The organism is Streptomyces pseudovenezuelae (genome assembly GCF_029892565.1).
Taxonomy (GTDB): Bacteria; Actinomycetota; Actinomycetes; order Streptomycetales; family Streptomycetaceae; genus Streptomyces; species Streptomyces pseudovenezuelae_A.
Genome location: NZ_JARXVH010000027.1, coordinates 37676 through 60332, shown reverse-complemented (window position 1 = coordinate 60332; position 22657 = coordinate 37676). Strand labels below are relative to the sequence as shown.

Annotated in this window: 17 protein-coding genes; 4 read left to right on the top strand and 13 right to left on the bottom strand. The window is 69.6% G+C overall.

Annotated features, from left to right (window positions below):
- Positions 1 to 44: 44 nt before the first annotated feature.
- From M2283_RS46140 to dxr, 5 genes are all read right to left on the bottom strand, one after another.
- Entirely contained in the window at positions 45 to 575 is a 531-nt protein-coding gene (locus M2283_RS46140) for a GNAT family N-acetyltransferase (RefSeq protein ID WP_280882599.1), read from the bottom strand.
- Positions 576 to 639: 64 nt separating this feature from the next.
- Positions 640 to 1488: a GNAT family N-acetyltransferase gene (locus M2283_RS46135; protein ID WP_280882598.1), complete on the bottom strand. Its 849-nt coding sequence runs from the start codon at positions 1486 to 1488 to the stop codon at positions 640 to 642.
- Between the two features lie 228 nt (positions 1489 to 1716).
- Positions 1717 to 2874, bottom strand: a complete 1158-nt coding sequence (gene ispG / locus M2283_RS46130; protein WP_280882597.1) for a flavodoxin-dependent (E)-4-hydroxy-3-methylbut-2-enyl-diphosphate synthase — start codon at positions 2872 to 2874, stop codon at positions 1717 to 1719.
- A gap of 169 nt (positions 2875 to 3043) precedes the next feature.
- Positions 3044 to 4336, bottom strand: a complete 1293-nt coding sequence (locus tag M2283_RS46125; protein ID WP_280882630.1) for a M50 family metallopeptidase — start codon at positions 4334 to 4336, stop codon at positions 3044 to 3046.
- A gap of 8 nt (positions 4337 to 4344) precedes the next feature.
- Positions 4345 to 5607 carry a 1-deoxy-D-xylulose-5-phosphate reductoisomerase gene (gene dxr, locus M2283_RS46120; protein ID WP_280882596.1) on the bottom strand — a complete coding sequence of 421 codons (1263 nt, stop codon included), beginning with the start codon at positions 5605 to 5607 and terminating at the stop codon, positions 4345 to 4347.
- 185 nt (positions 5608 to 5792) lie between these two features.
- Here dxr and M2283_RS46115 point away from each other — a divergent pair, with 185 nt between their 5' ends.
- Positions 5793 to 6242, top strand: coding sequence for a lamin tail domain-containing protein (locus M2283_RS46115; protein WP_280882595.1), 450 nt, complete (start codon positions 5793 to 5795; stop codon positions 6240 to 6242).
- A gap of 45 nt (positions 6243 to 6287) precedes the next feature.
- Here M2283_RS46115 and M2283_RS46110 read toward each other — a convergent pair whose 3' ends face one another.
- Positions 6288 to 8231 carry an acyl-CoA dehydrogenase family protein gene (locus tag M2283_RS46110; RefSeq protein WP_280882594.1) on the bottom strand — a complete coding sequence of 648 codons (1944 nt, stop codon included), beginning with the start codon at positions 8229 to 8231 and terminating at the stop codon, positions 6288 to 6290.
- Positions 8232 to 8601: 370 nt separating this feature from the next.
- Here M2283_RS46110 and M2283_RS46105 point away from each other — a divergent pair, with 370 nt between their 5' ends.
- Positions 8602 to 9618 carry a LacI family DNA-binding transcriptional regulator gene (locus tag M2283_RS46105; protein WP_280882593.1) on the top strand — a complete coding sequence of 339 codons (1017 nt, stop codon included), beginning with the start codon at positions 8602 to 8604 and terminating at the stop codon, positions 9616 to 9618.
- Positions 9619 to 9712: 94 nt separating this feature from the next.
- The gene (locus tag M2283_RS46100) at positions 9713 to 11770 is read left to right on the top strand and encodes a glycoside hydrolase family 31 protein (protein ID WP_280882592.1); all 2058 of its coding nucleotides are present in this window, start codon (positions 9713 to 9715) and stop codon (positions 11768 to 11770) included.
- A gap of 88 nt (positions 11771 to 11858) precedes the next feature.
- Here M2283_RS46100 and M2283_RS46095 read toward each other — a convergent pair whose 3' ends face one another.
- Positions 11859 to 12284, bottom strand: coding sequence for a MarR family winged helix-turn-helix transcriptional regulator (locus M2283_RS46095; protein WP_348538984.1), 426 nt, complete (start codon positions 12282 to 12284; stop codon positions 11859 to 11861).
- A 51-nt stretch (positions 12285 to 12335) separates the two neighbouring features.
- Between M2283_RS46095 and M2283_RS46090 the strand changes: the two genes are divergently transcribed.
- Positions 12336 to 13241, top strand: coding sequence for a hypothetical protein (locus M2283_RS46090; RefSeq protein WP_280882591.1), 906 nt, complete (start codon positions 12336 to 12338; stop codon positions 13239 to 13241).
- Positions 13242 to 13293: 52 nt separating this feature from the next.
- On the opposite strand, the gene M2283_RS46085 is transcribed toward M2283_RS46090, so the two are convergent.
- The 6 genes from M2283_RS46085 to M2283_RS46060 form a co-directional block, all read right to left on the bottom strand.
- Entirely contained in the window at positions 13294 to 14007 is a 714-nt protein-coding gene (locus M2283_RS46085; protein WP_280882590.1) for a glycoside hydrolase family 12 protein, read from the bottom strand.
- A 35-nt stretch (positions 14008 to 14042) separates the two neighbouring features.
- Positions 14043 to 16325 carry a glycosyl hydrolase family 95 catalytic domain-containing protein gene (locus tag M2283_RS46080; protein WP_280882589.1) on the bottom strand — a complete coding sequence of 761 codons (2283 nt, stop codon included), beginning with the start codon at positions 16323 to 16325 and terminating at the stop codon, positions 14043 to 14045.
- Positions 16322 to 18313 carry a beta-galactosidase gene (locus tag M2283_RS46075; protein ID WP_280882588.1) on the bottom strand — a complete coding sequence of 664 codons (1992 nt, stop codon included), beginning with the start codon at positions 18311 to 18313 and terminating at the stop codon, positions 16322 to 16324. The genes M2283_RS46080 and M2283_RS46075 overlap by 4 nt, the downstream gene beginning before the upstream one ends.
- Positions 18313 to 20529 (bottom strand): sialidase family protein, encoded by a 2217-nt coding sequence (locus M2283_RS46070; protein WP_280882587.1) that lies wholly within the window; start codon positions 20527 to 20529, stop codon positions 18313 to 18315. The genes M2283_RS46075 and M2283_RS46070 overlap by 1 nt, the downstream gene beginning before the upstream one ends.
- A 129-nt stretch (positions 20530 to 20658) precedes the next feature.
- Positions 20659 to 21612 carry a carbohydrate ABC transporter permease gene (locus M2283_RS46065; RefSeq protein WP_280882586.1) on the bottom strand — a complete coding sequence of 318 codons (954 nt, stop codon included), beginning with the start codon at positions 21610 to 21612 and terminating at the stop codon, positions 20659 to 20661.
- Positions 21609 to 22643 (bottom strand): ABC transporter permease, encoded by a 1035-nt coding sequence (locus M2283_RS46060; protein WP_280882585.1) that lies wholly within the window; start codon positions 22641 to 22643, stop codon positions 21609 to 21611. Before M2283_RS46060 ends, M2283_RS46065 begins: the two co-directional genes overlap by 4 nt.
- Positions 22644 to 22657 lie beyond the last annotated feature (14 nt).

Here is a 22657-nt window from a genome sequence, read left to right as displayed (position 1 = left end):
ATGGCTAGGAGGTTAGCCGGGCGCGCTGCGGGGGTGGAAATCGGTTATCGGCGGCGGAGTGGGAGGGGTGCCCCCATGACCGCGTACGGCTTCGGGGCGCTCGGGAAGAGGACGCGGCGGGCCAGGTCCTGGTAGCCGAGGGAGTGGTAGAGGCCGCGGGCCGGGCTGTCGGTGTCGATCGCGGAGAGGATCGAGCGGGGCTCGGCGGCGGAGTCGGTGATCGTGGTGATCAGGGAGCGGCCGATGCCCCGGCTCTGGTGGGCCGGGTGGACGTGCAGCTCGGTGATCACGAAGGAGTCGTCGAGCCAGTTGTCGTGGCCCTGTTCATGGAGGTACGGCTCGACGACGGTGGACCACCAGTGACCGCGGTCGTTCGGCATGCCGTAGACGAACCCGACGAGGTGTCGTCCGACGGTCGCGCCCAGGGCCCTCGCACCGGGGTGGGTCATGTGGCGGAGGACGATCTGGCGGCGTACGGCTACTTCGTCTGCGCCGAGTCCGAAGGCTACGGCCTGGACGGCGAGGGCCTCGTCGACGTGGGCGGAGAGGTCGAGGGGGCCGATGACGAGGTCCATGCGGGGAGGGTACAGGGGGGTGCCGGTCGTCTGCCTGGTGCGGGTTGCAAGTGGCTGATGGTGACTAGAACAGGACGCTCATGAAGGCGCCGATCTCCTGGAAGCCCACGCGGTGGTACGTCCGCCTCGCCGGGGTGTTGAAGTCGTTGACGTACAGGCTCACCAGGGGGGCCACGTCGGCCAGGGCGTAGCGCAGGACCGCTGCCATGCCGGGGGCCGCGACGCCTCTCCCCCGGTATTCGGGGGCCACCCACACGCCCTGGATCTGGCAGGCCCGCGAGGTGGCCGCGCCGATCTCGGCCTTGAAGACGACCTTGCCGTGTTCGTCGACGCGGGCGAACGAGCGGCCGGCGCTTACGAGTTCGGCGACCCGGGCCTGGTAGAGGAGGCCGCCGTCGCCGGCCAGCGGGGAGACGCCGACCTCCTCGGTGAACATCGCCACGCAGGCCGGCATGATCGTGTCCATCTCGTCCTTGCGGATGCGGCGGACGTAGGGATCCGGGGCGATGTCGACGGGCATGCGGTCGGCGACCATGAGGGGCTGGCGGGAACGGACCTCGCGGGCCGGGCCCCAGCTCGGTTCGAGGAGCCGCCACAGCTGGGAGACGGCTTCGGCGGGGCCGACGACGGAGGAGCAGCGGCGGCCGGCCCGGCGCGCGCGGTCCGCGAAGGACCGTACGGCCTTGGGGGTGGCGCAGATGGGGACCAGGTTGGCGCCCGCGTAGCAGAGGGACGTCAGCATGCCGTCCTCGTAGAAGCCCCACATCTCGCCGCCGAGCCGCCAGGGGTCGAGGCCGGCGATCTGGACCCGGGACGTCACGAAGGCGTTCGCGACGGGCTCGCGGTTCAGGACGGCGAGCGCCGCTTCCAGGTCGCTCGGTTCGAGCACTCGGGAGGTGGTCTGGGTCAACACGTGCGGGGCCTCACCCTGAGGGTTCTGCTGATCCCCGCACTGTACCTGCGGAAGCTGAGCGGTGCCGCCCCGGTTTGTGCTGCCGGTCCTTCAGTAGCTTGCGTCGGATGCCGTTCCGCCTCTGGCGATCTGCCGCCCCCAGGCCCCCGCTTCGGCCTGAACGGCCTCGTCCTCAACGCCGGACGGGCTGAAAGATGCCGACCGGCGTTGATACGGCGAGGACGATACTCAGCCCGCCACCGACACCGACGGCTCGCCCGAGGCGATGCCGTCCGCCTCCATCTGCTCCGCGAGCTTCATGGCTTCCTCGATGAGGGTCTCCACGATCTTGGACTCGGGGACGGTCTTGATGACCTCGCCCTTGACGAAGATCTGCCCCTTGCCGTTGCCGGAGGCGACGCCGAGGTCGGCCTCGCGGGCCTCGCCCGGGCCGTTGACGACGCAGCCCATGACGGCGACGCGGAGGGGGACCTCCATGCCGGTGAGGCCGGCGGTGACTTCCTCGGCGAGCTTGTAGACGTCGACCTGGGCGCGGCCGCAGGACGGGCAGGAGACGATCTCCAGGCCGCGCTGCCTGAGGTTGAGCGACTCCAGGATCTGGTTGCCGACCTTGACCTCCTCGACCGGGGGCGCGGAGAGCGAGACGCGGATGGTGTCGCCGATTCCCTGCGAGAGGAGCGCGCCGAAGGCCACGGCCGACTTGATCGTGCCCTGGAAGGCGGGGCCGGCCTCGGTGACGCCGAGGTGGAGGGGGTAGTCGCACTGGGCGGCGAGCTGGCGGTAGGCCTCGACCATCACGACCGGGTCGTTGTGCTTGACCGAGATCTTGATGTCCCGGAAGTCGTGCTCCTCGAAGAGGGACGCCTCCCAGAGGGCTGACTCGGCCAGCGCCTCGGGGGTCGCCTTGCCGTACTTCTGCAGGAGGCGGCGGTCCAGCGAGCCCGCGTTCACGCCGATGCGGATCGGGGTGCCGTGGTCCTTGGCGGCCCGCGCGATCTCCTTGACCTTGTCGTCGAACTGCTTGATGTTGCCCGGGTTCACACGGACCGCGGCGCAGCCGGCCTCGATCGCCGCGAACACGTACTTGGGCTGGAAGTGGATGTCCGCGATGACCGGGAGCTGCGACTTCCTGGCGATGGTCGCGAGCGCGTCCGCGTCGTCCTGCGTCGGGCAGGCCACGCGCACGATCTGGCAGCCGGACGCGGTGAGCTCGGCGATCTGCTGGAGGGTCGCGCCGATGTCGGACGTACGCGTGGTCGTCATGGACTGCACCGACACGGGGGCGTCGCCGCCGACCGCCACGGTACCGACCTGGATCTGCCGGCTCTTGCGGCGCTCGGCGAGCCTGGTCGGTACGGACGGCATGCCGAGAGAAATCGCAGTCATCTGCTGTGCAACCCCAAGTCGTGGATCAAGGCCCCGGTCCCGGAACAACGGGCTCCAGGCTTCGAGATTACGTCACCGGCGGGGGGCCGGGCACATCCCACTGGTTAAACCCACTCAATGGAGAACGGCCCGGCAGGAAGGATGCCGGGCCGTCGCGAACCAGGAGTGGCTAGGAGATTTTCACCGGGTTAACCACGTCCGCCACCAGCACCAGCAGCGTGAAGCAGACGAAGATGCCCGCCACCACGTAGGCCACCGGCATCAGCTTGGCGACGTCGAACGGACCGGGGTCCGGGCGGCGCAGCAGCTTGGCCGTGTGGCGGCGCAGGGACTCCCACAGGGCACCCGCGACATGGCCGCCGTCCAGGGGCAGCAGCGGGAGCATGTTGAACAGGAACAGGGAGAGGTTGAAGCCGGCCACCAGCATGACGAACATCGCCAGTTGCTGGCTGGCCGGGATGTCCAGGGTGAAGATCTCGCCGCCCACCCGGGCCGCGCCGACCACGCCCATCGGGGAGTCGTCGGCGCGCTTTCCGTCGCCGAAGGCCGCGTCCCACAGGCCGGGGATCTTGCCCGGCAGCGCGACGATGGAGTCGACCGCGTCACCGACCCGGTCGCCCATCCAGGTCACCGAGTCGCCGAAGTCCTGCTTGACGACGCCGGTGGCGGCGCTGAAGCCGAGGAAGCCGGCGTTGACGTACTTGCCCTGGACGATCTGGCCGCTGGAGTCCTTCTTGGCGACCTGGTTGGTGGCGATCGTCGCGTGGAGGGCGACCTCCTTGCCGTCGCGCGAGACCACGATCGGGACGTCCTTGCCGGGGTTCGCGCGGATCAGGTCGGAGAGCCTGTTCCAGTCGTCCGTCCGCACCCCGGCGAAGGAGACGATCTTGTCGCCGGGCTTGAGGCCCGCCGCCGCGGCCGGGGAGGCCGCGTCCTTCTTCGTGCAGTTGTCGCGGTTCTCGCTCTGCGCGATCACGCACTGGGAGACCGAGCTGACCGTGGTGGTCTGCTGGGCGATGCCGAAGCCCATCAGGACGGTGAGGAAGAGCGCCACCGCCAGGATCAGGTTCATGAACGGGCCCGCGAACATCACGATGACCCGCTTCCACGGGGCACGCGTGTAGAAGAGCCGGCTCTCGTCGCCGGGCCGCAGCTCCTCGAAGGCCGCCGAGCGGGCGTCCTCGATCATGCCGCGCCAGGGCGAGGTGGAGCGGGCCTCCAGGCGGCCGTCGGGTCCTGGCGGGAACATGCCGATCATGCGGATGTAGCCGCCGAACGGGATGGCCTTGAACCCGTACTCGGTGTCGCCCCGCTTGCGCGAGAACAGGGTCGGCCCGAAGCCGACCATGTACTGCGGCACCCTGATGCCGAACATCTTGGCCGTGGACAGGTGCCCCAGTTCGTGCCACGCGATCGAGACCAACAGGCCGAACGCGAAGACGACTATGCCGAGGATCATCATCAAGCTCGTCATGCACGCGCCTCCGCGGTCGCCGTCTGCGCTGTCAGTTCCCGGGCCCGGGCCCGTGCCCAGGTCTCCGCTTCGAGGACGTCCGACACGGTGAGTGAAGTTCCCGCGCCGGGTGTGCCGTGCTCCTCGACCACTCTTGTCACGGTCTCCATGATCCCGTTGAACGGCAATGCGCCGCCGCGGAACGCCTCCACGCACTCCTCGTTGGCCGCATTGAACACCGCCGGGGCGGTGCCCGCGAGCTCACCCACGTGTCGGGCGAGGTTCACCGAGGGGAACGCCTCATTGTCCAGTGGGAAGAACTCCCACGTCGAGGCCCTGCTCCAGTCGAAGGCGGGCGCCGCGTCCGGAATCCGCTCCGGCCAGCCGAGCCCGATGGCGATCGGCCCGCGCATGTCGGGGGGCGTCGCCTGGGCGATCGTCGAACCGTCCGTGAACTCAATCATCGAGTGGACATACGACTGGGGGTGCACGACGACCTCAATGCGGTCGAAGGGAATGTCGTAGAGGAGGTGCGCCTCGATGACCTCCAGTCCCTTGTTGACCAGGGTCGCCGAGTTGATCGTGATCACCGGACCCATCGCCCAGGTGGGGTGCGCCAGGGCGTCCTCGACGCTGACGCCCGCCAGTTCGGCCTTCGTCCGGCCGCGGAAGGGGCCGCCGGACGCGGTGACGACGAGCTTGCGCACGTCGGACCGGGTGCCGGCCGCCAGCGCCTGGAACAGGGCCGCGTGCTCGGAGTCGACCGGGATGATCTGCCCGGGCTTGGCCAGCGCCTTGACCAGCGGGCCGCCGACGATGAGCGATTCCTTGTTGGCGAGCGCGAGCGCGCGGCCCGCCTCCAGGGCGGCGAGGGTCGGGGCGAGGCCGATGGAGCCCGTGATGCCGTTGAGGACCGTGTGGCAGTCGGAGGCGGCGAGGTGGGTGGCCGCCTCAGGTCCCGCGAGGATCTCGGGGAGCGGCTCGCCCGCGCCGTAGCGGCCGGTCAGCGCCTCGCGCAGGGACGGTACGACGTCCTCTCGGGCCACCGCGACGGTCCGCACCCGCAGCCGGTGCGCCTGCTCGGCGAGGAGGGCGACCCGGCCGCCGTTGGCGGACAGGCCGGTGACCCGGAAGCGGTCGGGGTTGCGCAGTACTAGGTCGATGGCCTGGGTGCCGATCGACCCCGTGGATCCGAGGATCACCACGTCCTTCGGACCGCCGCCCGCGACCGGGTCATAGACGAGGTGCGGGTCGGCGAGGGGGGCTGGACTGTCGCTCATCCCTCCATTGTTGCCGCATCCGACCGCAAGGAGGACAGCGCGTCCCTCGCGCGGGTGGCTTGTCGCTTCCTGTGCCGAATGAAGCAGAAACCCCCTTTGTGAAGTCTGAGTGAAGATCGTGTGATAACACTTCACTACCGACCGGGGAGGTTCGGTCGGGGGGACGAAATTCTTGGGGGATTTCCATGCGGATACGCGCCGCCCTGCCCGCGCTCGCGGGCGCCGCCGTACTGACCGGCACCCTGCTCAGCTCACCCGCCGAGGCCGCCGGCGGGGTGATCGTCTACCGGGCCTGGTTCGACAGCCCGGGCTCGGACAACCGTTCCAACACGAGCCTGAACGGCGAGTGGGTGCAGATCAAGAACACCAGTCGCTCGGCGATCTCGCTCAAGGGCTGGATCCTGAAGGACACCTCGAACCACAAGTACGTCTTCAAGAACATCAAGATCGGCGCCGGCAAGTACATGAAGGTGCACACCGGCAAGGGCTCGGACACCGCGTCGAACAAGTACCAGGGCCGCGCCGCGTACGTCTGGAACAACACCAGCGACACCGCCACGCTGACCAAGGCGACCGGCACCAAGGTCGACTCCTGCTCCTGGACTACGCGGGATCCGAGCGACAAGTACTGCTGAACCAAAGGGTGTTGCCGAGGACCGGTCAGGACCTCTCGGCTCACCTCACCCGATGGGCCGGTGCACGTTCTCGGTCTTCGAGGGTCCGGGGGTCGCGTCCGCGATCCACGGGCCCTCGCCCGACGGGTCGACGATCCCCTGCTCCAGCCACGCGTACGTGCCCGCCATGACGCCCTTGACGACCTTGCGGTCGATGGCGTCGGTGTTGCTCCACAGGCGGCCGAAGAGTTCCTCGACACGCAGCCTGGACTGGCGGCAGAAGGCGTCGGCGAGTTGGTAGGCCTCGCGGCCGTTCTCGCCCTGGCTGCGCAGGAGTTCGGCCCGTACGCAGGCCGCGCTCATCGCGAACAGTTCCGCGCCGATGTCGACGATCCGGCCCAGGAAGCTCTGCTTGGTCTCCATCCGGCCCTGCCAGCGGGACATGGCGTAGAAGGTGGAGCGGGCGAGTTTGCGGGCGGTGCGCTCCACGTACCGCAGATGCGGGGAGAGATCCACCTCCCGCTTGAACTCGCCGTACGAGCCGGGCAGTTGACCCGGTCCGGCGACCAGCTTCGGCAGCCACTTGGCGTAGAAGACACCCGCGTTCGCGCCCGCCTTCGCCTTGTCCGACAGGGACTTGTCGGGGTCGATGAGGTCCCCGGCCACGGAGAGGTGGGCGTCGACCGCCTCGCGTGCGATCAGCAGGTGCATGATCTCGGTCGAGCCCTCGAAGATGCGGTTGATACGCAGGTCGCGCAGCACCTGTTCGGCCGGGACCGCCCGCTCGCCGCGGGCCGCGAGGGAGGCCGCCGTCTCGAAGCCGCGGCCGCCGCGGATCTGGACGAGTTCGTCGGCGATGAGCCAGCCCATCTCGGAGGCGTAGAGCTTGGCGAGCGCGCCCTCGATGCGGATGTCGTTGCGGTCCTCGTCGGCCATCTGCGAGGACAGGTCGAGGACCGCCTCCAGTGCGAAGGTGGTCGCCGCGATGAAGGAGATCTTCGCGCCGACGGCCTCGTGGTCGGCGATCGGCTTGCCCCACTGCTCGCGGGCCGCGGACCACTCACGGGCGATCTTCAGGCACCACTTGCCGGCCGCGACGCAGGACGCGGGCAGCGAGAGGCGGCCGGTGTTGAGGGTGGTGAGGGCGATCTTCAGGCCCGCACCCTCGGGGCCGATGCGGTTGGCGGCGGGCACCCGGACCTGGTGGAAGCGGGTGACGCCGTTCTCGATGCCGCGCAGGCCCATGAAGGCGTTGCGGTTCTCGACGGTGATGCCGGGCGAGTCGCTCTCCACGACGAAGGCGGTGATGCCGCCCTTGTGGCCCTCGCTCTTGGGCACCCGGGCCATCACGACGAGCAGGTCGGCGACGACCCCGTTGGTGGTCCACAGCTTCACGCCGTCGAGGAGGTAGTCGTCCCCCTCGGGCACCGCGCTGGTGGCGAGGCGGGCCGGGTCGGAGCCGACGTCGGGCTCGGTGAGCAGGAAGGCGCTGATGTCGGTGCGGGCGCAGCGCGGGAGGAAGGCCTCCTTCTGCTCGTCCGTGCCGAACATCTTCAGCGGCTGCGGTACGCCGATCGACTGGTGTGCCGACAGCAGCACGCCGATCGCGGGGCAGGCCGAGCCGGCCAGGGCCAGCGCCTTGTTGTAGTACACCTGGGTGAGACCGAGCCCGCCGTACTTGGTGTCGATCTTCATCCCGAGGGCGCCGAGTTCCTTGAGACCGTTGATGACCTCGTCGGGGATTCTGGCCTCGCGTTCGATGAGCGCCGCGTCGACCTTCGTCTCGCAGAAGTCGCGGAGCGCGGCGAGGAACTCCTCCCCGCGCTGGGCGTCGTCCGGGGCTGGGGTGGGGTGCGGATGGACCAGGTCGAGCCGGAAGCGGCCGAGGAAGAGTTCCTTGGCGAAGCTGGGCCTGCGCCACTCCTGCTCGCGGGCGGCCTCCGCCACCTGGCGGGCCTCGCGTTCGGAGACCGTGGCTTTGACGGGGGAATCGCTGGATGGTGCGGACATGAGGGTCACCTCGCCGCGAATCGGGACCTCGGACCAGTTTGGTTACCGACGGGTGCTACCCGATCGTTAGTACCCGATCCCGGGCGACCCCACCACCCTTCGCGCAGCCGTCCGACGGAATGGGGTGTTGCGTCGGGGGGCCGTCCGGGGGACGGTTCGGGTACGACCCGCGGACGGTTGGGCTACGACCCCGCAGCCGCCGCCGGGCCGGTCCGAGGCCAGGTCGAGGCTGGACCGGGAAAAGTGTTGTCGAAGCGCTTCGACAACCTATGGACACCCACCCCGCGCCAGAGCTAGTGTCGAACCATCCTCACCCGCCCTTGTTCGTAATGCGCACTGTCGAAGCGCTTCACACCGCTTGGAGAGCTGGATGGTCACCCTCGCCGAGGTCGCCCAGCACGCCGGAGTCTCGGCGAGCACGGTGAGCTATGTCCTCAGCGGGAAGCGGTCCATCTCCGTGACCACCCGGCTGCGGGTCGAGCAGAGCATCCGCGAGCTGGGGTACCACCCGAACGCGGGCGCGCGAGCCCTGGCCAGCAACAAGTCGAACATCATCGCGCTGATGATCCCGCTGCGCACCGACATGTACGTGCCGGTGATGATGGAGATCGCCATCGCGGTCGCCACCACGGCCCGTACGCACGGCTACGACGTCCTGCTGCTCACCGGCGAGGAGGGCCCGGACGCGGTGCGCCGGGTCACCGGCAGCGGGCTCGCCGACGCGATGATCCTGATGGACGTCGAACTCGACGACGAGCGGCTGCCGTTGCTGCGCGGCACGGACCAGCCGTCCGTGCTGATCGGGCTGCCCGCCGACACCTCCGAACTGACCTGTGTGGACCTCGACTTCAAGGCGACGGGCGCGCTGTGCGTCGAGCATCTGGCGATGCTCGGCCACCGCGACATCGCTGTCATCGGCGAGGCCCCCGCGGTCTACGAGCGGCACACCGGCTTCGCCGAGCGTACCCTCGACGGACTGCGGTCGCGGGCCCAGGAGTTGGGCGTACGGCTGCTGCACCGGCCGTGCGAGGGCGGGTACGACGCGATGGCGCTCACCCTCGCCCGCATCCTCGACGAGCGCCCGGGCACCACGGGCTTCGTCGTGCAGAACGAGTCGGCGGTGGAGCCGCTGCTCGCCCTGCTGCGCGGACAGGGCCGTGCCGTGCCCGAGGACGTGTCGGTGGTGGCGATCTGCCCGGAGCAGGTCGCCGTGCAGGCCTCGGTGCGGCTGACGTCCGTCGCCATCCCCGCGCAGGAGATGGGCCGGCACGCCGTGGACCACCTGGTCGCCAAGCTCGACGGCCGTGGCAAGGACGAAGTCGTGCTGATCGCACCGGAGTTGACGGTGCGGTCCAGTACGGGTCCGGCCCCGTCGGCCGCTTCCTGACCCGCACCTCCCCGCACTGTTCCGCACCGCACCTCTCCTGACCCAGCATTCGTGCCCTCCGCGGCACCCTCATGTCCTTTCGGGAGCACCCCTCGTGAATCTGCCTGCCGAAAACCAGCCCCCGACCGGCGCGGTGAGCCTCGCGCAGTCGTCCCCCACCGTCGGCACCTTGCGCGAGCGGGACGGCGCGCTGGAGTGGAGCGGCCGTCAGGAGACGCTGCGCATCGAACCGTGGGGTCCTGACGCCGTCCGGGTCCGGGCCCGGCTCGGCGGTCCCGTCCTCGACGGACTGCCAGGCGCGCTGCTCGCGGACGCCCCGCCGGCCTCGTACACCGTCAAGATCGAGGGCGGGCAGGGGCAGTTGACCGTCGGCGCGCTCACCGTCGAGGTGGACGCCGAGGGGCTGATCCGCTTCCTGCGCACGGACGACCGCGTGGAGATCCTCGCCGAGGAGCGGGCGCACTTCTGGTGGCCGGGCTCGCGCCTCTACACGGCCGTCGGCAACGGACACCACCGTCTGGAGCAGCGCTTCGCGGCCTACGACGACGAGAAGCTGTTCGGCCTCGGGCAGCACCAGCACGGGCAGTTGGACCAGAAGGGCCTGGTCCTCGATCTGGTGCAGCGCAACGCCGAGGTCTCCATACCCGTGCTCTCCTCCAGCCGCGGCTACACCCTGCTGTGGAACAACCCGGCGATCGGCCGTGTGGAGCTGGCCCGCAACGGCACGCGGTGGGTGGCCGATTCGGCCCGGCAGATCGACTACTGGATCACCGCGGGCACCCCGGCTGACGGCCAGCGCCGCTACAGCGCGGTGACGGGCCGTACGCCGATGCTGCCGGAGTGGGCGGCCGGCTTCTGGCAGTGCAAACTGCGCTACCGGACTCAGGACGAACTCCTCGCCGTGGCAAGGGAGTACAAGCGGCGCGGGCTGCCGATCTCGGCGATCGTCTGCGACTTCTTCCACTGGACGCATCTGGGCGAGTGGAAGTTCGACCTGGCGGAGTGGCCCGACCCGGGCGCGATGGTCAGTGAACTCGCCGAACTGGGCATCAAGTTGGTGGTCAGCGTCTGGCCGTCGGTGTCGCCGCTGTCGGAGAACCACCCGGTGATGGAGCAGCGCGGCTATCTCATCGGCACGCAGTACGGCCCGATGGCGCACGCGGACTGGCCCGACAAGGGGGTCGCCTCCACCGTCCAGGTCGCCTTCTACGACGCCACGAACCCGGAGGCCCGGGAGTTCGTGTGGGCGAAGGTGAAGGAGAACTACCTGGACCCGTACGGCATCACGGCCTTCTGGCTGGACGCCTGCGAACCGGAGCTGAAGCCCGGCTTCCAGGAGAACCTGCGGTACTGGACGGGCCCGGGCCTGGAGGTCGGCAACAGCTATCCCGCCGAGAACTCCCGCACGTTCTATGAGGGGTTGCTCGCCTCGGGTTCCGGAGACGACGAGGTCATCACCCTCAACCGCTCGGCCTGGGCGGGCAGTCAGCGCTACGGCGCCGCCCTGTGGTCCGGCGACATCGGCACCGACTTCCCGACGCTGCGCCGCCAGATCGCGGCCGGGCTCAACACCGCGCTGTCCGGCATCCCTTGGTGGAACACGGACATCGGCGGCTTCCACGGCGGCGACCCGGACGACCCCGCGTACCGCGAAGTCATCGTCCGCTGGTTCCAGTTCGGCGCCCTGTCCCCGCTGATGCGCCTGCACGGCTTCCGCGACCCCGGCATGCCGCTGGGCCCCGACATGACCGGCGGCCCCAACGAGGTCTGGTCGTACGGTGAGGAGGCCGCCCCGATCCTGGCGAAGTACCTGCGCCTGCGCGAACGCCTGAGGCCGTACGTCCTGGACGTGATGCGGGAGGCCCACGAGGAGGGGCTGCCGCCGATGCGCCCGCTGTTCCTGGAGTTCCCGGACGACCGGGCGACGTGGACGGTGGACGACGCCTATCTCTTCGGCCGGGACCTGCTGGTCGCCCCGGTCCTGACCGCCGGCGCCACGGCCCGCACGGCCTACCTCCCGGCGGGCGCGACCTGGACGGACGCGTGGACCGGTGAGACGTACGAGGGCGGTGCGGCCGTGACGGTCGAGGCGCCCCTGGACCGTATCCCGCTGTTCCTGCGGGACGGGGCGCGGCTGCCGGTGGCGGAGTAGCCGTTTCGCGGGCGGGACGAGGGGTGTTACTCGGGGAAGCCGACCGTCGTTTCGCCGATGGCCAGGTTGATCCGGCGACCGGCTTCCTTCAGGTGCCGCTGCTGGACTTGGTGAGGGGATCGAAGACCAGTCGCCGGACTTCGGCGGCATGGGTGGGAGCGACGGCGGTGACCTTCTCCCATCCGGCGTCCGTGAGCACGGCCAGGGTGAAGCGCCCGTTCACAGGGTCGGGGATGCGGTACAACCAGCCTTGTTTCTCAAGGCGTTTGGCGGTGTGGGAGAGCCTGGAGAGCGAGATCGCCACGAAGTCGGCGAGCTCGCTCATCCGCCGGCGGCGGTCGGTCGACATGGACAGTCCGGCAAGGATCATGTACTCGGAATGACTCCTCCCCGCATCACGCTGAAGCTGCGCGTCGAGAGCGGCCGGCAGCCGGGTCATCAGGGCGGCGACCTCCAGCCAGGTGCCGCTCTCGTCAGCGTCCAGCCCCTTGGGCTCTTCCGGAATCATGAACATGAGTCGAAGGTCCTTGCTGGGCGCGGCGAGCGTGGCGCCGCGGCAGGCCCGGTGCTCAGCAGCGGCACATCGGCGCAGGCGGCGGGCGCGTTGTCGCCGGCGAACCCACCGCTGGACCGGTCCCACACGACCGACGGAGTCGTCCGGAGGCTGGTCGGCCTCTACGCGGCGAAGTCCCGGCACGATGTCGAGGCCACCACGTCCCACTTCCACCGTCCGCGCCTGACGTACATCGACGCCGCCTTCAACGGCTACTCCCCGTCCTGGCAGCCCTACCACGACTACTTCGCGTACGTGATGCCGACCTGGCCGGCGAGCGCGGTGTCCTATCCCACCCGGATCATCGGCGACAGCCGCAGCGCCGTCGTCATGTTCACCGACACACCCGGGATGTTCGGCAACGAGATGCGCGTCATCGCGGCCATGGACTTCGTCGACGGAAAGGTCACACGCCAGATCGACTACTCCGACGGAAGGCACTACGGCGTGGCCGCGGCCGCGGCATACCGCAATCCCACTCCCCTGCCAGCCCAGTGGGGCGAACAGTTCGTCCACTCCACCCCGCCTCGTCTACTCACCCGCACACTGACGGCTCTGCACGACGCGCTGACGGCCGCCGAGGCCGACGCCGTGGCCAGACTGTTCACAACGGAGGGGATCTACGAGGACCGGACGCTCCATCTGTCCGTGGCAGGCCCGTTGGCCATCAGGCGCTCGCTCGCCGACGTGCTCCGGATGCTGCCGTGCACCCAGCAGACCTCGGTACGGCACACCGTGGGAAGCGAACAGGGCGGCGCGCTTGAACGGAGCAATCCCGGTGCGCAGGTCGACCGCGACATCATCGCCGTCGAACTCGACCACCAGGGATCGATCCAGCGGCTGACCACCGTCTGTGACGGCTCCTTCGTGAGTGACGCCGACATCCGGCGCATGCTCGCGACGACGATCGAGCCCTGACGCCCGCACGGGCCGACCCCCGCACAGGGCGAGGGCCGGCCGGTCGAGCCGGTCAACTACTGGTGACGCTCTCGCTGTTGACGGTGAAGTTGAGGCCGCCGGACGAGGACGTGATCTCGAAGCCGAACTGCAGGTCCCCGATGGTCACGTTGCCGAACCAGCCCTTGGTGTCCTTGATCCACTTCAGGATCGGCAGGACGTTGACCGTGCCGGAGCTGGAGTTCGAGGTGCGGATGAACGAGAACACGTCGTTGGCGCCGTTGTTGCCCTTGTAGACGGTCCAGGTGTGACCGCCCAGCGTGAGGGTGCCCTGTGAGGTGCCGAGCGGGCCGACGGCTCCGGTCTTGTTCATCCAGAGCATGATCTCGTAGTCGTAGTTGGTGTCCCAGATGTCGTACGACGTGTTGTACGCGCCGGACGACGGGACGGAGACGTTGTAGCTGCTGGACAGCGAACCGAGCGAGGTGATCGACTTGTTGATCACCTTCTTGGCGTTCGGGTAGGACTTGATGCCGCCGGTGTTGGGGTGGTTGGCGTTGACGCCCCAGTTGGTACCGGAGTTGGCCCAGATGCACTGGCTGCCGGCGCCGGAGCCCCAGATGTTGTTGTAGAGCGTGTAGCCGTTCAGCGAGGTGTTGCCCCACTGGTCGCAGGAGCTCCAGACGGCGGCCGAGGCGGGGGCGGAGGCCAGGCCGACGGTGGCCCCGAGTGCGAGCGCCGGGGCCAGCAGGACCATGGTGATCCTGCTCAGCGTGCGTGTTGCCATGGTGTCCCTTCCATGGGTGGGGGGAACTGCGGGGATCACCACGTCCCCAGGGTGAGGACGCGGTCTTCTCCGGCGACGAGATCGAGCGGCTCCACGCCGGAGGAAGTCCGGAGTTCGACACGACGGCTGCGGGTGGGGCGCAGCCGCACGGTCGCTTCGTGCGGGCTCCAGGCCAGATCGAGCACGGCCCCGAACCGGGTACGCACGCCCAGGAGTTCACCGTTCGGGTACGTCGCCGGGAGCGCGGGCAGCAGGACCAGCCGGTCCGGCGTCGACTGCACCAACGTCTCGACGAGCACCGCGGGCAGGGTGTGCGCGGCGTCGGCGTTGTAGACGTCCCGGTTCGGGTAGTGCGCGCTCATCAGGGAGTTGTGGAAGAAGTCGCCCTTGAGGACCTGCCCGAGCGCGTGCGCGACCCGGTCGCCGTCACGCAATCGAGCGGCGATCAGAGCGTGATGCAGATGCCCGTGCGCGGAGTCGTTCTCGGCGCCCCGCAGTTCGAGGGCGCGGTGGGCGGCGGAGGCGAGGTCGGGGGTGTCGTACGGCGTGATCTCGTCGAGCGGCCAGACGCCGTAGAGGTGGCTGAGGTGCCGGTGGTCGTAGTTGTCGTCGAGGCCCGGGAGGGCCCATTCGGCAAGGGCGCCATCGGAGTTGACGCGGTGCGGCGGGAGACGGTCGGCGAGCGCCCGCCAGCGCTCGGCGTCGGGTCCCGGGTGGTAGTCGGCCGCGGTCAGCAGGGCGTGTCGGGCTGCCGACAGGTCCATGGCCGCGTTGATCGCACCCCAACTCCCGTTCGCGGGCCGGTTCTCGGGCGAGTAGGACGGGACGACGACCAGCCGCCCGTGGCTGTCCGTCCGATTGAGGAAGTCCTCGTAGAACCAGGCGACTTCGGCGAGCGCGGCGGCGGTACGCGGGTCACGGGCGCCGCGTGTCTCGTCGTGGTCGACGAGCGGCTTGAGCAGCCAGTCGGCGCCGGCGGTCCACAGGTGGAGGGGGTATTCGCGGCTGAAGTGGTACGACAGCCCGGACTCGCCGTCGGTGTGGGCGGGGGCGACGACGCCTCGGGCCCCGAAGACCGTGCGGGCGTTCTCAGCCCAGTCGTCGAGCTGACTGTGGATCAGGGAGGCGTGGGCCTCGGTCACTTCCGGGAGGGCCGCGGTCGCCGCGGAGGCGGTCTGGAGGTTGAGGTTGGCGTCGTTGGTGAAGGCGCCGGACCAGGCCGTGTCCCAGTCACCGGTCCACAGGCCGGTCAGGCGGGGCGGGAAGAGGCCGCTCGCGGAGAGCAGGTGGTAGCGGCCTGCGGCGAAGAGGCGTTCCAGGAGGGCGGGGCTGTCAGGGAGGGCGAGCAACTCCGAGCCGGGCCGGGCGCGTTCGGCGGGGTCGGCGTGGAGGTCGAGGGTGACGCGGTCGTAGGCGGTGCGGTGCAGGGCGGTGTGGCGGTCCAGGAGATGGGTGTAGAGGTCCTCGGCGTACGAGTTCTTGGCGTGCGGGTCGTTGGCGTCCGGGTTCTTGTCGCCGGGGAGCAGGGCACGCAGGGCGTCGGTGACGGGCTCGGTGTCCGGCTCGCCGGTGTGCCGCAGCACGCGCGTCAGCAGCAGCACCGACTCCGCGCCGGTGACCCGAACTCCGGGCGGGATGAGCTTGGTTCGGCCGCCGGTGACCACGACCAGGGTCGCTCCGGTGTACGCCTTCTCACTGCCGGGGTAGCGGACGCGCAGGGTGAGCAGGGCGCCCTCGGGGGTGAGGACCGCGCCGTCACCGACGGCGAGCCCGGCGGGTGCGCCGGGGAGGCGGTGGTCGAGGGTGATGTCGAGGGCGGGCGCGATGACGTGTTGGACGATCACGTCGTCGGCGCGGGACACGAAGACGCGGCTGTGGTGGCCCTCGTGGAGGGTCTCGGCGACGCCGGTGGCGAAGTCGAGGGAGCGGCGGTAGGGGGGCGGTTCGGCGCCGGGTGAGGCGGGCTTGGTTGGCGTGGCCGGGGTGCCGGACGCGGCCGGCGTGCCGCGCAGCCGTATCTGGAAGGCCGGATGGAAGGGCTGCACCCACTGCAACTCGCGCCCGTCGGTGAAGGTCTCGGCCGCGTGGAGGTCGCCTGCGAGCAACCTCTCCTGGAGGGCGGGGAGTTGGGCGGCGAGGCTGGGCGGGCGGGCGTGTTCGGCGCCGTTGGGGCGGACGAGGGTGTGGTGGGTGACGATGACCCGCTCGTCGTTCGGATCACCGAACACGAGAGTGCCGTGGTGGCCGTTTCCGCTCAGGTAGCCGTCCTCCCAACGGGCGGCGGGCCTGGGCTCCCAGGTGCCGTGGGTGAGCGTCATGAGCGCAGCACCGCCACTCCGTAGCGCCCGAGGGTGAGTTCGTCCGCGACAGCCGCGCCCGTGAGCAGGTCGTGATGGGTGCCCGGGAGTTTGACGGTCACGGACTCGCGGCCATGGTGGAGGAGGAAGAGCAGGTCACCGCGGCGCACGGCCTCGACCTGGTCGGGCAGCCCGTCGAGGACGGGGCGGGCGCCGGCGTCGGCCGCGATCCGGGCGAGGAGTGCGCGCAGTGCGTCGGGTTCGGGGAGCGTGGAGACGTACCAGGCACAGCCGTTGCGGAGGACGGCGGGGAGTCCGTCGAGTTCGCCACCGTTGTAGGTGGCCTCGGCCGTGACGCCACCAGCCGCCTCGATTTCCTCCGACCACAGGGTGCCCCGGAAACGGTCCGTCTCCGCCCACTCTCCCTCGTCCAGGGGCCACCACTCGTGCAGGGTGTGGATGCCGAACAGCTCGCGCAGCCGGGGGTCCATGCCGCCGGGGCGCACTCGGTCGTCCTGGTCGGCGACGCCGGTCAGGAAGCCGCAGACCAGAGTGCCGCCGTCGCGCACGTAGGAGAAGAGGTTGTCGATCGCCGTGTCCGTGAGGGCGTAGAGCTGCGGGACGACGACCAGCTTGTAAGGGCTCAAGTCGTGTTCGGGGTGGGCGAAGTCGGTGGTGAGGTGGGACCGCCACAGGGCGCGGTGCCAGGAGGTGAGGACGTCGGTGTAGTCGACGCGGGTGGAGAGGCGGCCTTCGTGGGCGCCGGCCCACCAGGAGTGCCAGTCGTGCAGGACGGCGATGTCGGCGGTGAGGTGACTGTCCGTCACCGCGGAGCCGATCGCGGCGAGTTCGGCGCCGAGCCGCTTGACCTCCTGGAAGGTGCGGCCCTCCTCCCCCGCGTGGCTGACCATCCCGGAGTGGAACTTCTCCGCGCCCTGCCGGGACTGGCGCCACTGGAAGTAGCAGACGGCGTCGGCGCCGCGGGCGACTGCCTGGAGGGACCAGAGACGGTTGAGGCCACGCGGCTTGGGGTGGTTGACGCCCCGCCAGTTGACCGGCCCTGCCGCCTGCTCCATCAGCATCCAGGGGCCGCGCGCCTGGGAGCGGGTCATGTCCTGGACGAGGGCCGCGTGTTGGGCGCCGAACGGGTCACGCGGGTCGGGATAGAGGTCGGCGGAGACGACGTCCTCCTCTCCCGCCCACCGCCACGCGTCCTGCCCGGCCCACAGCGGCATGAAGTTGGTGGTGACCGGGATGTGCGGGGTGTGGCGCCGCACGATGTCCCTTTCGGCGACGTAGCACTCCAGGAGCATGTCGGACGTGAACCGTTTGAAGTCCAGCACCTGCGTGGGGTTCTTGAGGTAGTGCGCGTGCCGGGGTGGCAGGGCCTCCGCCCAGTCGCCGTAGCCCTGGCTCCAAAATGCCGTGCCCCAGGCGGAGTTGAGGACGTCGAGGCTGCCGTACCTCTCCCGCAGCCAGTCTCGGAAACGGGCCGCGGCCTCGTCGCCCCAGTCGTAGGTGCAGTACTCGTTGTTGATGTGCCACAGGGTGAGGGCGGGGTGGTCGGCGTAACGGGCCGCGAGATCCTCGGTGATGGCGGCGGCCCAGCTGCGGTAGGCGGCGCTGGAGTGCGAGAAGTGCTGGCGGCCACCCCACCATTCGGTGCGGCCGTCCTCGTCGCGGGGCAAGGTCTCCGGGTGAAGGCGGCCCAGCCACGGGGGCGGTGAGGAGGTGGGGGTGGCGAGGACCACACCGATGCCGTTGTCGTGCATCAGGTCCATCAGCCGGTCCAGCCAGCCGAAGTCCCGCTCCCCCGGCCGGGGTTCGAGCTTCGCCCACGAGAAGACACCAAGGGTCACGGAGTTGACGCCGGCGTCCTTCATCAGCCGGACGTCCTCGGGCCAGGTCTCCTCGGGCCACTGCTCGGGGTTGTAGTCACCGCCGAAGAGGATGCGGCCACGGGTGACGTCGGCGAGGGCGGGTGCCTTCGACTGCTCCGGCGCGGGCATCAGACCGGCTCCCCGTACTGGATCCCACGTCCGTTGGTCGCCAGGAAGACCCGCCCGTACACGCGCGGATCACCGGTGATGGCCTGCCCGGTCCAGCCCCACTGGTGAGCATCGTCATTGAGACGCACCCAGGTCTTCGCCTCGTCGTCGGAGCGATAGACAGCGGTGATGGTCTCGGTCGAGCCGACTTGATAGATCGCCGGATAGCCCGCACCGTCGGCGGCCTTCCCGAAGCCCAGGGTGTACGAAGCCCAGCAGCTGGCCACCTTGGCGAAGCTCACACCACCGTCGATGGACCGGTACAGGCCGTTCCACTTGACGCTCAACCACAGGTCGCCGGACCGCTCCGGCGCCGCGACCAGCTGGAACTGGCTGTCCCCGGCGGGCAGCCCACCCGCACGCCCGGTGAACGAGAGGCCACTGTCAGTGCTGGCAAGTAGCGTTCCTGTATCGGTGTCGTACGCGTAGAAGAGCGTCGGGTCGGCCGGGTCGGCGACCGGCGTGGCGCCCTTCGGGAAGGAGGAGATCTCGGTCCAGGTCGTGCCGTTGTCGGCCGAGCGGTGAGCTGCGTACTTCGTGCCGTCCCAGTGCACGAAGGACCACAGCAGCACGCTGCCGTCGGCGTTGGTGGCGATCGGCCCCGGTGCGTCATGGGCGAGGGAGGGCTGGGCAGCGAAGGGCGCCCAGGTCCGGCCGCCGTCGCCCGAGAAGGCGCCGTTGCCGTTGTCGCCCCAGCCGGTGCGCACGACGTACGCCGGCCTGCCCGCGGCCTGTGCGAGTCCCGTCGCCGACCCGAACACGGGGTTCGCCGCCATGCCGCGGGAGGGCGAGGCCGTGAGCCGCTCGTGGTACAGCACGCCGATGTCCCCCGAGCCGCTCAGCAGGTGCGCCTCCCCGACCGGGGGCGACACCAGCTGCGTCACGGACGCCTCCTCCAGACCACGGACCTGCGGGGCCCAGTGCCTCAGGTCTCGCGTGCCGTAGAGCGTGGCCCCGGTGCCGTACACCACGTGCCGGGAGTCGTACGGGTCGACGGCGACGGCCTGGATCCACCAGCCGAACTTGGGCTGCTCAGCACCCCACTTGAGGAAAGGAGTCTCGGACACGTCGAAGACAGCAGCGTCCTTGAGGGACGTCCAGGTGCGACCACCGTCGGCCGTCCGGTACAGCGTGTCGACGGCAGCCCAACGGTTGTTGGTGGACACGACGACGGTGCCGGGGCGACGGGCGTCGACGGCGACGCCGCCATAGCCGAAGCTGTCGACGGACCCGTCACTCGTGGTCCCACCCGGCCGCACCGGCGTCACGTCGGCCCACTTGCCCCTGCCCGTGGCCAGCTTGTGCAGGCTCCCGTCGGCCTGCCCGTTGGGCCCGGGTGCGTCGGCGTAGGACACGTACAGCTCGTGGGTGTGCGCGTCGTACGCGGCCCGGATCGGCACCTTGGCGGAGGTGCCCGTGGGCTGCCCGGGGACGGCTTCCCAGGTGGTGCCGTCGGTGGTGCGGTACAGGTTGCTCGTGGCGGCGGTGCCGTCGCCGTCGCCCCAGCCGGCGTAGAGGGTGCGGCCGGCGGCGACGAGGAGGGTGACGCCTTGGCCGGTCGCGCTCGGGGTGGCCGGGAAGGCACTGACGCCTGCCCAAGTGGCGCCCCGGTCGGTCGACTTGAGCAGCCCGTCGTGTCTGGTCCCCAGCCACAGGGTGTCGCTGTCACGCGGGTCCACGAGCAACCGCTCCCCCGCGCCCCGCCCGTCCTCGTTGCCGCCGAGCTTCACGGCCAGGTCGGTACGGGTCCAGGTGGCGCCGCGGTCGTCGGAGCACAGGACGGCTCCGTTGCCGGCCCAGGACTGGGCGTAGGTGCCGAGGGCGAGGTAGAGCCGGTTCGGGTGGACGGGGTCGATCGCCATCGCCTCCACGCCCAGGAGGTTCCAGTCGTCCCAGCCGAGCTGGTCGGTCAACGGGGTCCAGCGGGCGGCCCGTTCGTCCCAGCGGTAAGCCCCGCCGATGTCGGTGCGGGCGTAGGCGAGCCCGCGCACGGAGGGGTGGAAGAGGACGCCGGTCACGAATCCGGTGCCGCCGATGGTGGCGTTGCGCCAGCGGTAGGAAGGGCTGACGGGGGCGGGGGCGGCGGCATGCGCGGATTCGGGAAGAAACGGCACGGTGGCCAGCGCGGCGGCGGCTCCGCCAAGAACGACCCGCCGACTCGGTTTCGACGTAGGCATGACACATACCTCGCTAGAGAAATTGACATTCGGGGAGCTACCGAAAGGGGCGCGGGGAACTGCGCGACAAGCCACCACAGACCCGCAGCCGCCACCGAACAGAAGGCGCCCCGCCCATTGGGCGAACCGTCACCCCTTCACCGCTCCGGTCAACATGCCCTTCTTGAAGTGCTTCTGGACGAAGGGAGAGAGCACAGCCACCGGCAACAGGGCCATCACCATCACCGCCATCTGAACAGCGAGCCCGGACAGTTCACCGGTCTTGATCGCCTGCCCCAACCCCACCGGCGCCTCCTGCTTTTGCACCAGCTGGATCATGACGTTCTGCAGCGGCATCATGTCCTGATCGTTGAGATACAGGGACGCGTTGAACCAGGCGCTCCAGTACCCGACGGCGTAGAACAGCGTGATGACCGCAAGCACCGCACGGGACAACGGCATCACGATCTTCCACAGGATCCAGAAATCCCCGGCCCCGTCGATCCGCGCACTGTCGATGAGTTCCGGTGAGATCCCCATGAAGAACCCGCGCAGAACAAGGATGTTGAACACGCTGAGCGCACTCGGCAGGATCAGCGCGAGATAGCTGTCGGTCAGGCCGAGGGACTGCACCAGCAGGTACGTCGGAATCAGACCGGCGCTGAAGAACATCGTGGCGAGCAGGATCATCAGCAGCCAGCGGTGCCCGAGGGACCCGATCCGCGAGAGTCCGTACGCACACAACACCGACACCGCCATCGAGAACAGCGTGCCGACGAGCGTGACGAGGATGCTGATGATCGCGGCGCGGGTGACCTGGCCGCCGCTGAGGAGTTCCTTGTAGGCGATGAAGGTGATGCCCTTGGGCACCATGACCAGGCCGCCCGCCTGGTCGATGGTCTTGCGCGAGGAGAGGCTGGTGACGAGGACGATCCAGAGCGGGAAGAGGATGCCGAGGCAGGCGAGGGTGAGGACGAGTCCCTTGCCGGCGAGGCCGGCCCTGCTGGGCTCCTCCTCCCAGGTCGGCCGGGGCGGCGCGGCCCAACGGCCGGGCTGTCGTACGGACTTGACCGGATCCACGGCCTTGTCGATGACGGCGGTCATTTCTTGTACACCCCCTGCTCGCCCATGAGATGGGCCACCTTGTTCGCGGCGAGGACCAGGCCGAGGCTGATCACGCCCTTGACGAGTCCGGCGGCTGCCGCGTAGCCGAAGTCCTGGTTGCGGACGCCATTCCACCAGACGAAGGTGTCGAGGACCTCCGCCGCTCCCGGTCCCACGGCGTCGCGTTGGAGCAGGATCTGCTCGAAGCCGACGGTGAGCGCGTCACCCACGCGCAGCACCAGCAGCAGCGCGATCACCGGGCGCAGCGCGGGCAGCGTGACGTGCCACATGCGGCGCCAGCGCCCGGCGCCGTCCATCGCGGCGGCCTCGTACAGATCCGGGCTGACCGAGGACAGCGCCGCGAGGAAGACGATGATCCCCCAGCCGGCGTCCTTCCACACGCTCTGCGCGGTGATCAGGAACTTGAACGTGTTGGGGTCGGTCATGATGTCGAGGCCGTCATAGCCGTGTTGGCGCAGGAGTTGCGAGAACAGCCCTGCCCCGCCGAGGAGTTGCTGGAAGACGGCGATGACCAGCACCCAGGAGAAGAAGTGCGGCAGGTAGAGGATGGCCTGTGAGAGCGCCCGGACCCGGGGCCTGACCACGCTGTTGATGAGCAGCGCGAGCATGATCGGGATCGGGAAGAACAGGATCAGCTGGAGGAAGAACAGGACGAGTGTGTTCTGTACGGCGTTCCAGAAGGCCGAGTCCTGGAAGATCTGCTGGAAGTTCGCGAGGCCGACCCAGGGGCTGTGCAGCATCGAGACGATGCCGTTGTCGCTGACGTAGGGGTCGTAGTCCTGGAAGGCGACGATGTTGCCGAGGATCGGCAGGTAGTTGAAGACCAGGATCAGCAGGAGCGCCGGGAGCGTCATCAGGAGCAGGACGCGGTCGCGTCGGAACCTGAGCCGCAGGCTCACCTTCTTGCCGGGACGTTTCTGCCGGGCGCCGGTGGTGCCGCCGGACGCCACCGGGGTCTTCCCCGTCGTGTCGGCCTCGGTCCTGCTCCGAGGCACCGTGCTGTGGGACACGGCCGTTCTCCTTG

Coding starts and splice junctions, on each gene's coding strand:
- M2283_RS46140 (WP_280882599.1), bottom strand. CDS start 575: ATGGACCTCGTCATCGGCCCCCTCGACCTCTCCGCCCACGTCGACGAG.
- ispG (WP_280882597.1), bottom strand. CDS start 2,874: ATGACTGCGATTTCTCTCGGCATGCCGTCCGTACCGACCAGGCTCGCC.
- M2283_RS46125 (WP_280882630.1), bottom strand. CDS start 4,336: ATGATGATCCTCGGCATAGTCGTCTTCGCGTTCGGCCTGTTGGTCTCG.
- dxr (WP_280882596.1), bottom strand. CDS start 5,607: ATGAGCGACAGTCCAGCCCCCCTCGCCGACCCGCACCTCGTCTATGAC.
- M2283_RS46115 (WP_280882595.1), top strand. CDS start 5,793: ATGCGGATACGCGCCGCCCTGCCCGCGCTCGCGGGCGCCGCCGTACTG.
- M2283_RS46110 (WP_280882594.1), bottom strand. CDS start 8,231: ATGTCCGCACCATCCAGCGATTCCCCCGTCAAAGCCACGGTCTCCGAA.
- M2283_RS46105 (WP_280882593.1), top strand. CDS start 8,602: ATGGTCACCCTCGCCGAGGTCGCCCAGCACGCCGGAGTCTCGGCGAGC.
- M2283_RS46095 (WP_348538984.1), bottom strand. CDS start 12,284: ATGTTCATGATTCCGGAAGAGCCCAAGGGGCTGGACGCTGACGAGAGC.
- M2283_RS46085 (WP_280882590.1), bottom strand. CDS start 14,007: ATGGCAACACGCACGCTGAGCAGGATCACCATGGTCCTGCTGGCCCCG.
- M2283_RS46080 (WP_280882589.1), bottom strand. CDS start 16,325: ATGACGCTCACCCACGGCACCTGGGAGCCCAGGCCCGCCGCCCGTTGG.
- M2283_RS46075 (WP_280882588.1), bottom strand. CDS start 18,313: ATGCCCGCGCCGGAGCAGTCGAAGGCACCCGCCCTCGCCGACGTCACC.
- M2283_RS46070 (WP_280882587.1), bottom strand. CDS start 20,529: ATGCCTACGTCGAAACCGAGTCGGCGGGTCGTTCTTGGCGGAGCCGCC.
- M2283_RS46065 (WP_280882586.1), bottom strand. CDS start 21,612: ATGACCGCCGTCATCGACAAGGCCGTGGATCCGGTCAAGTCCGTACGA.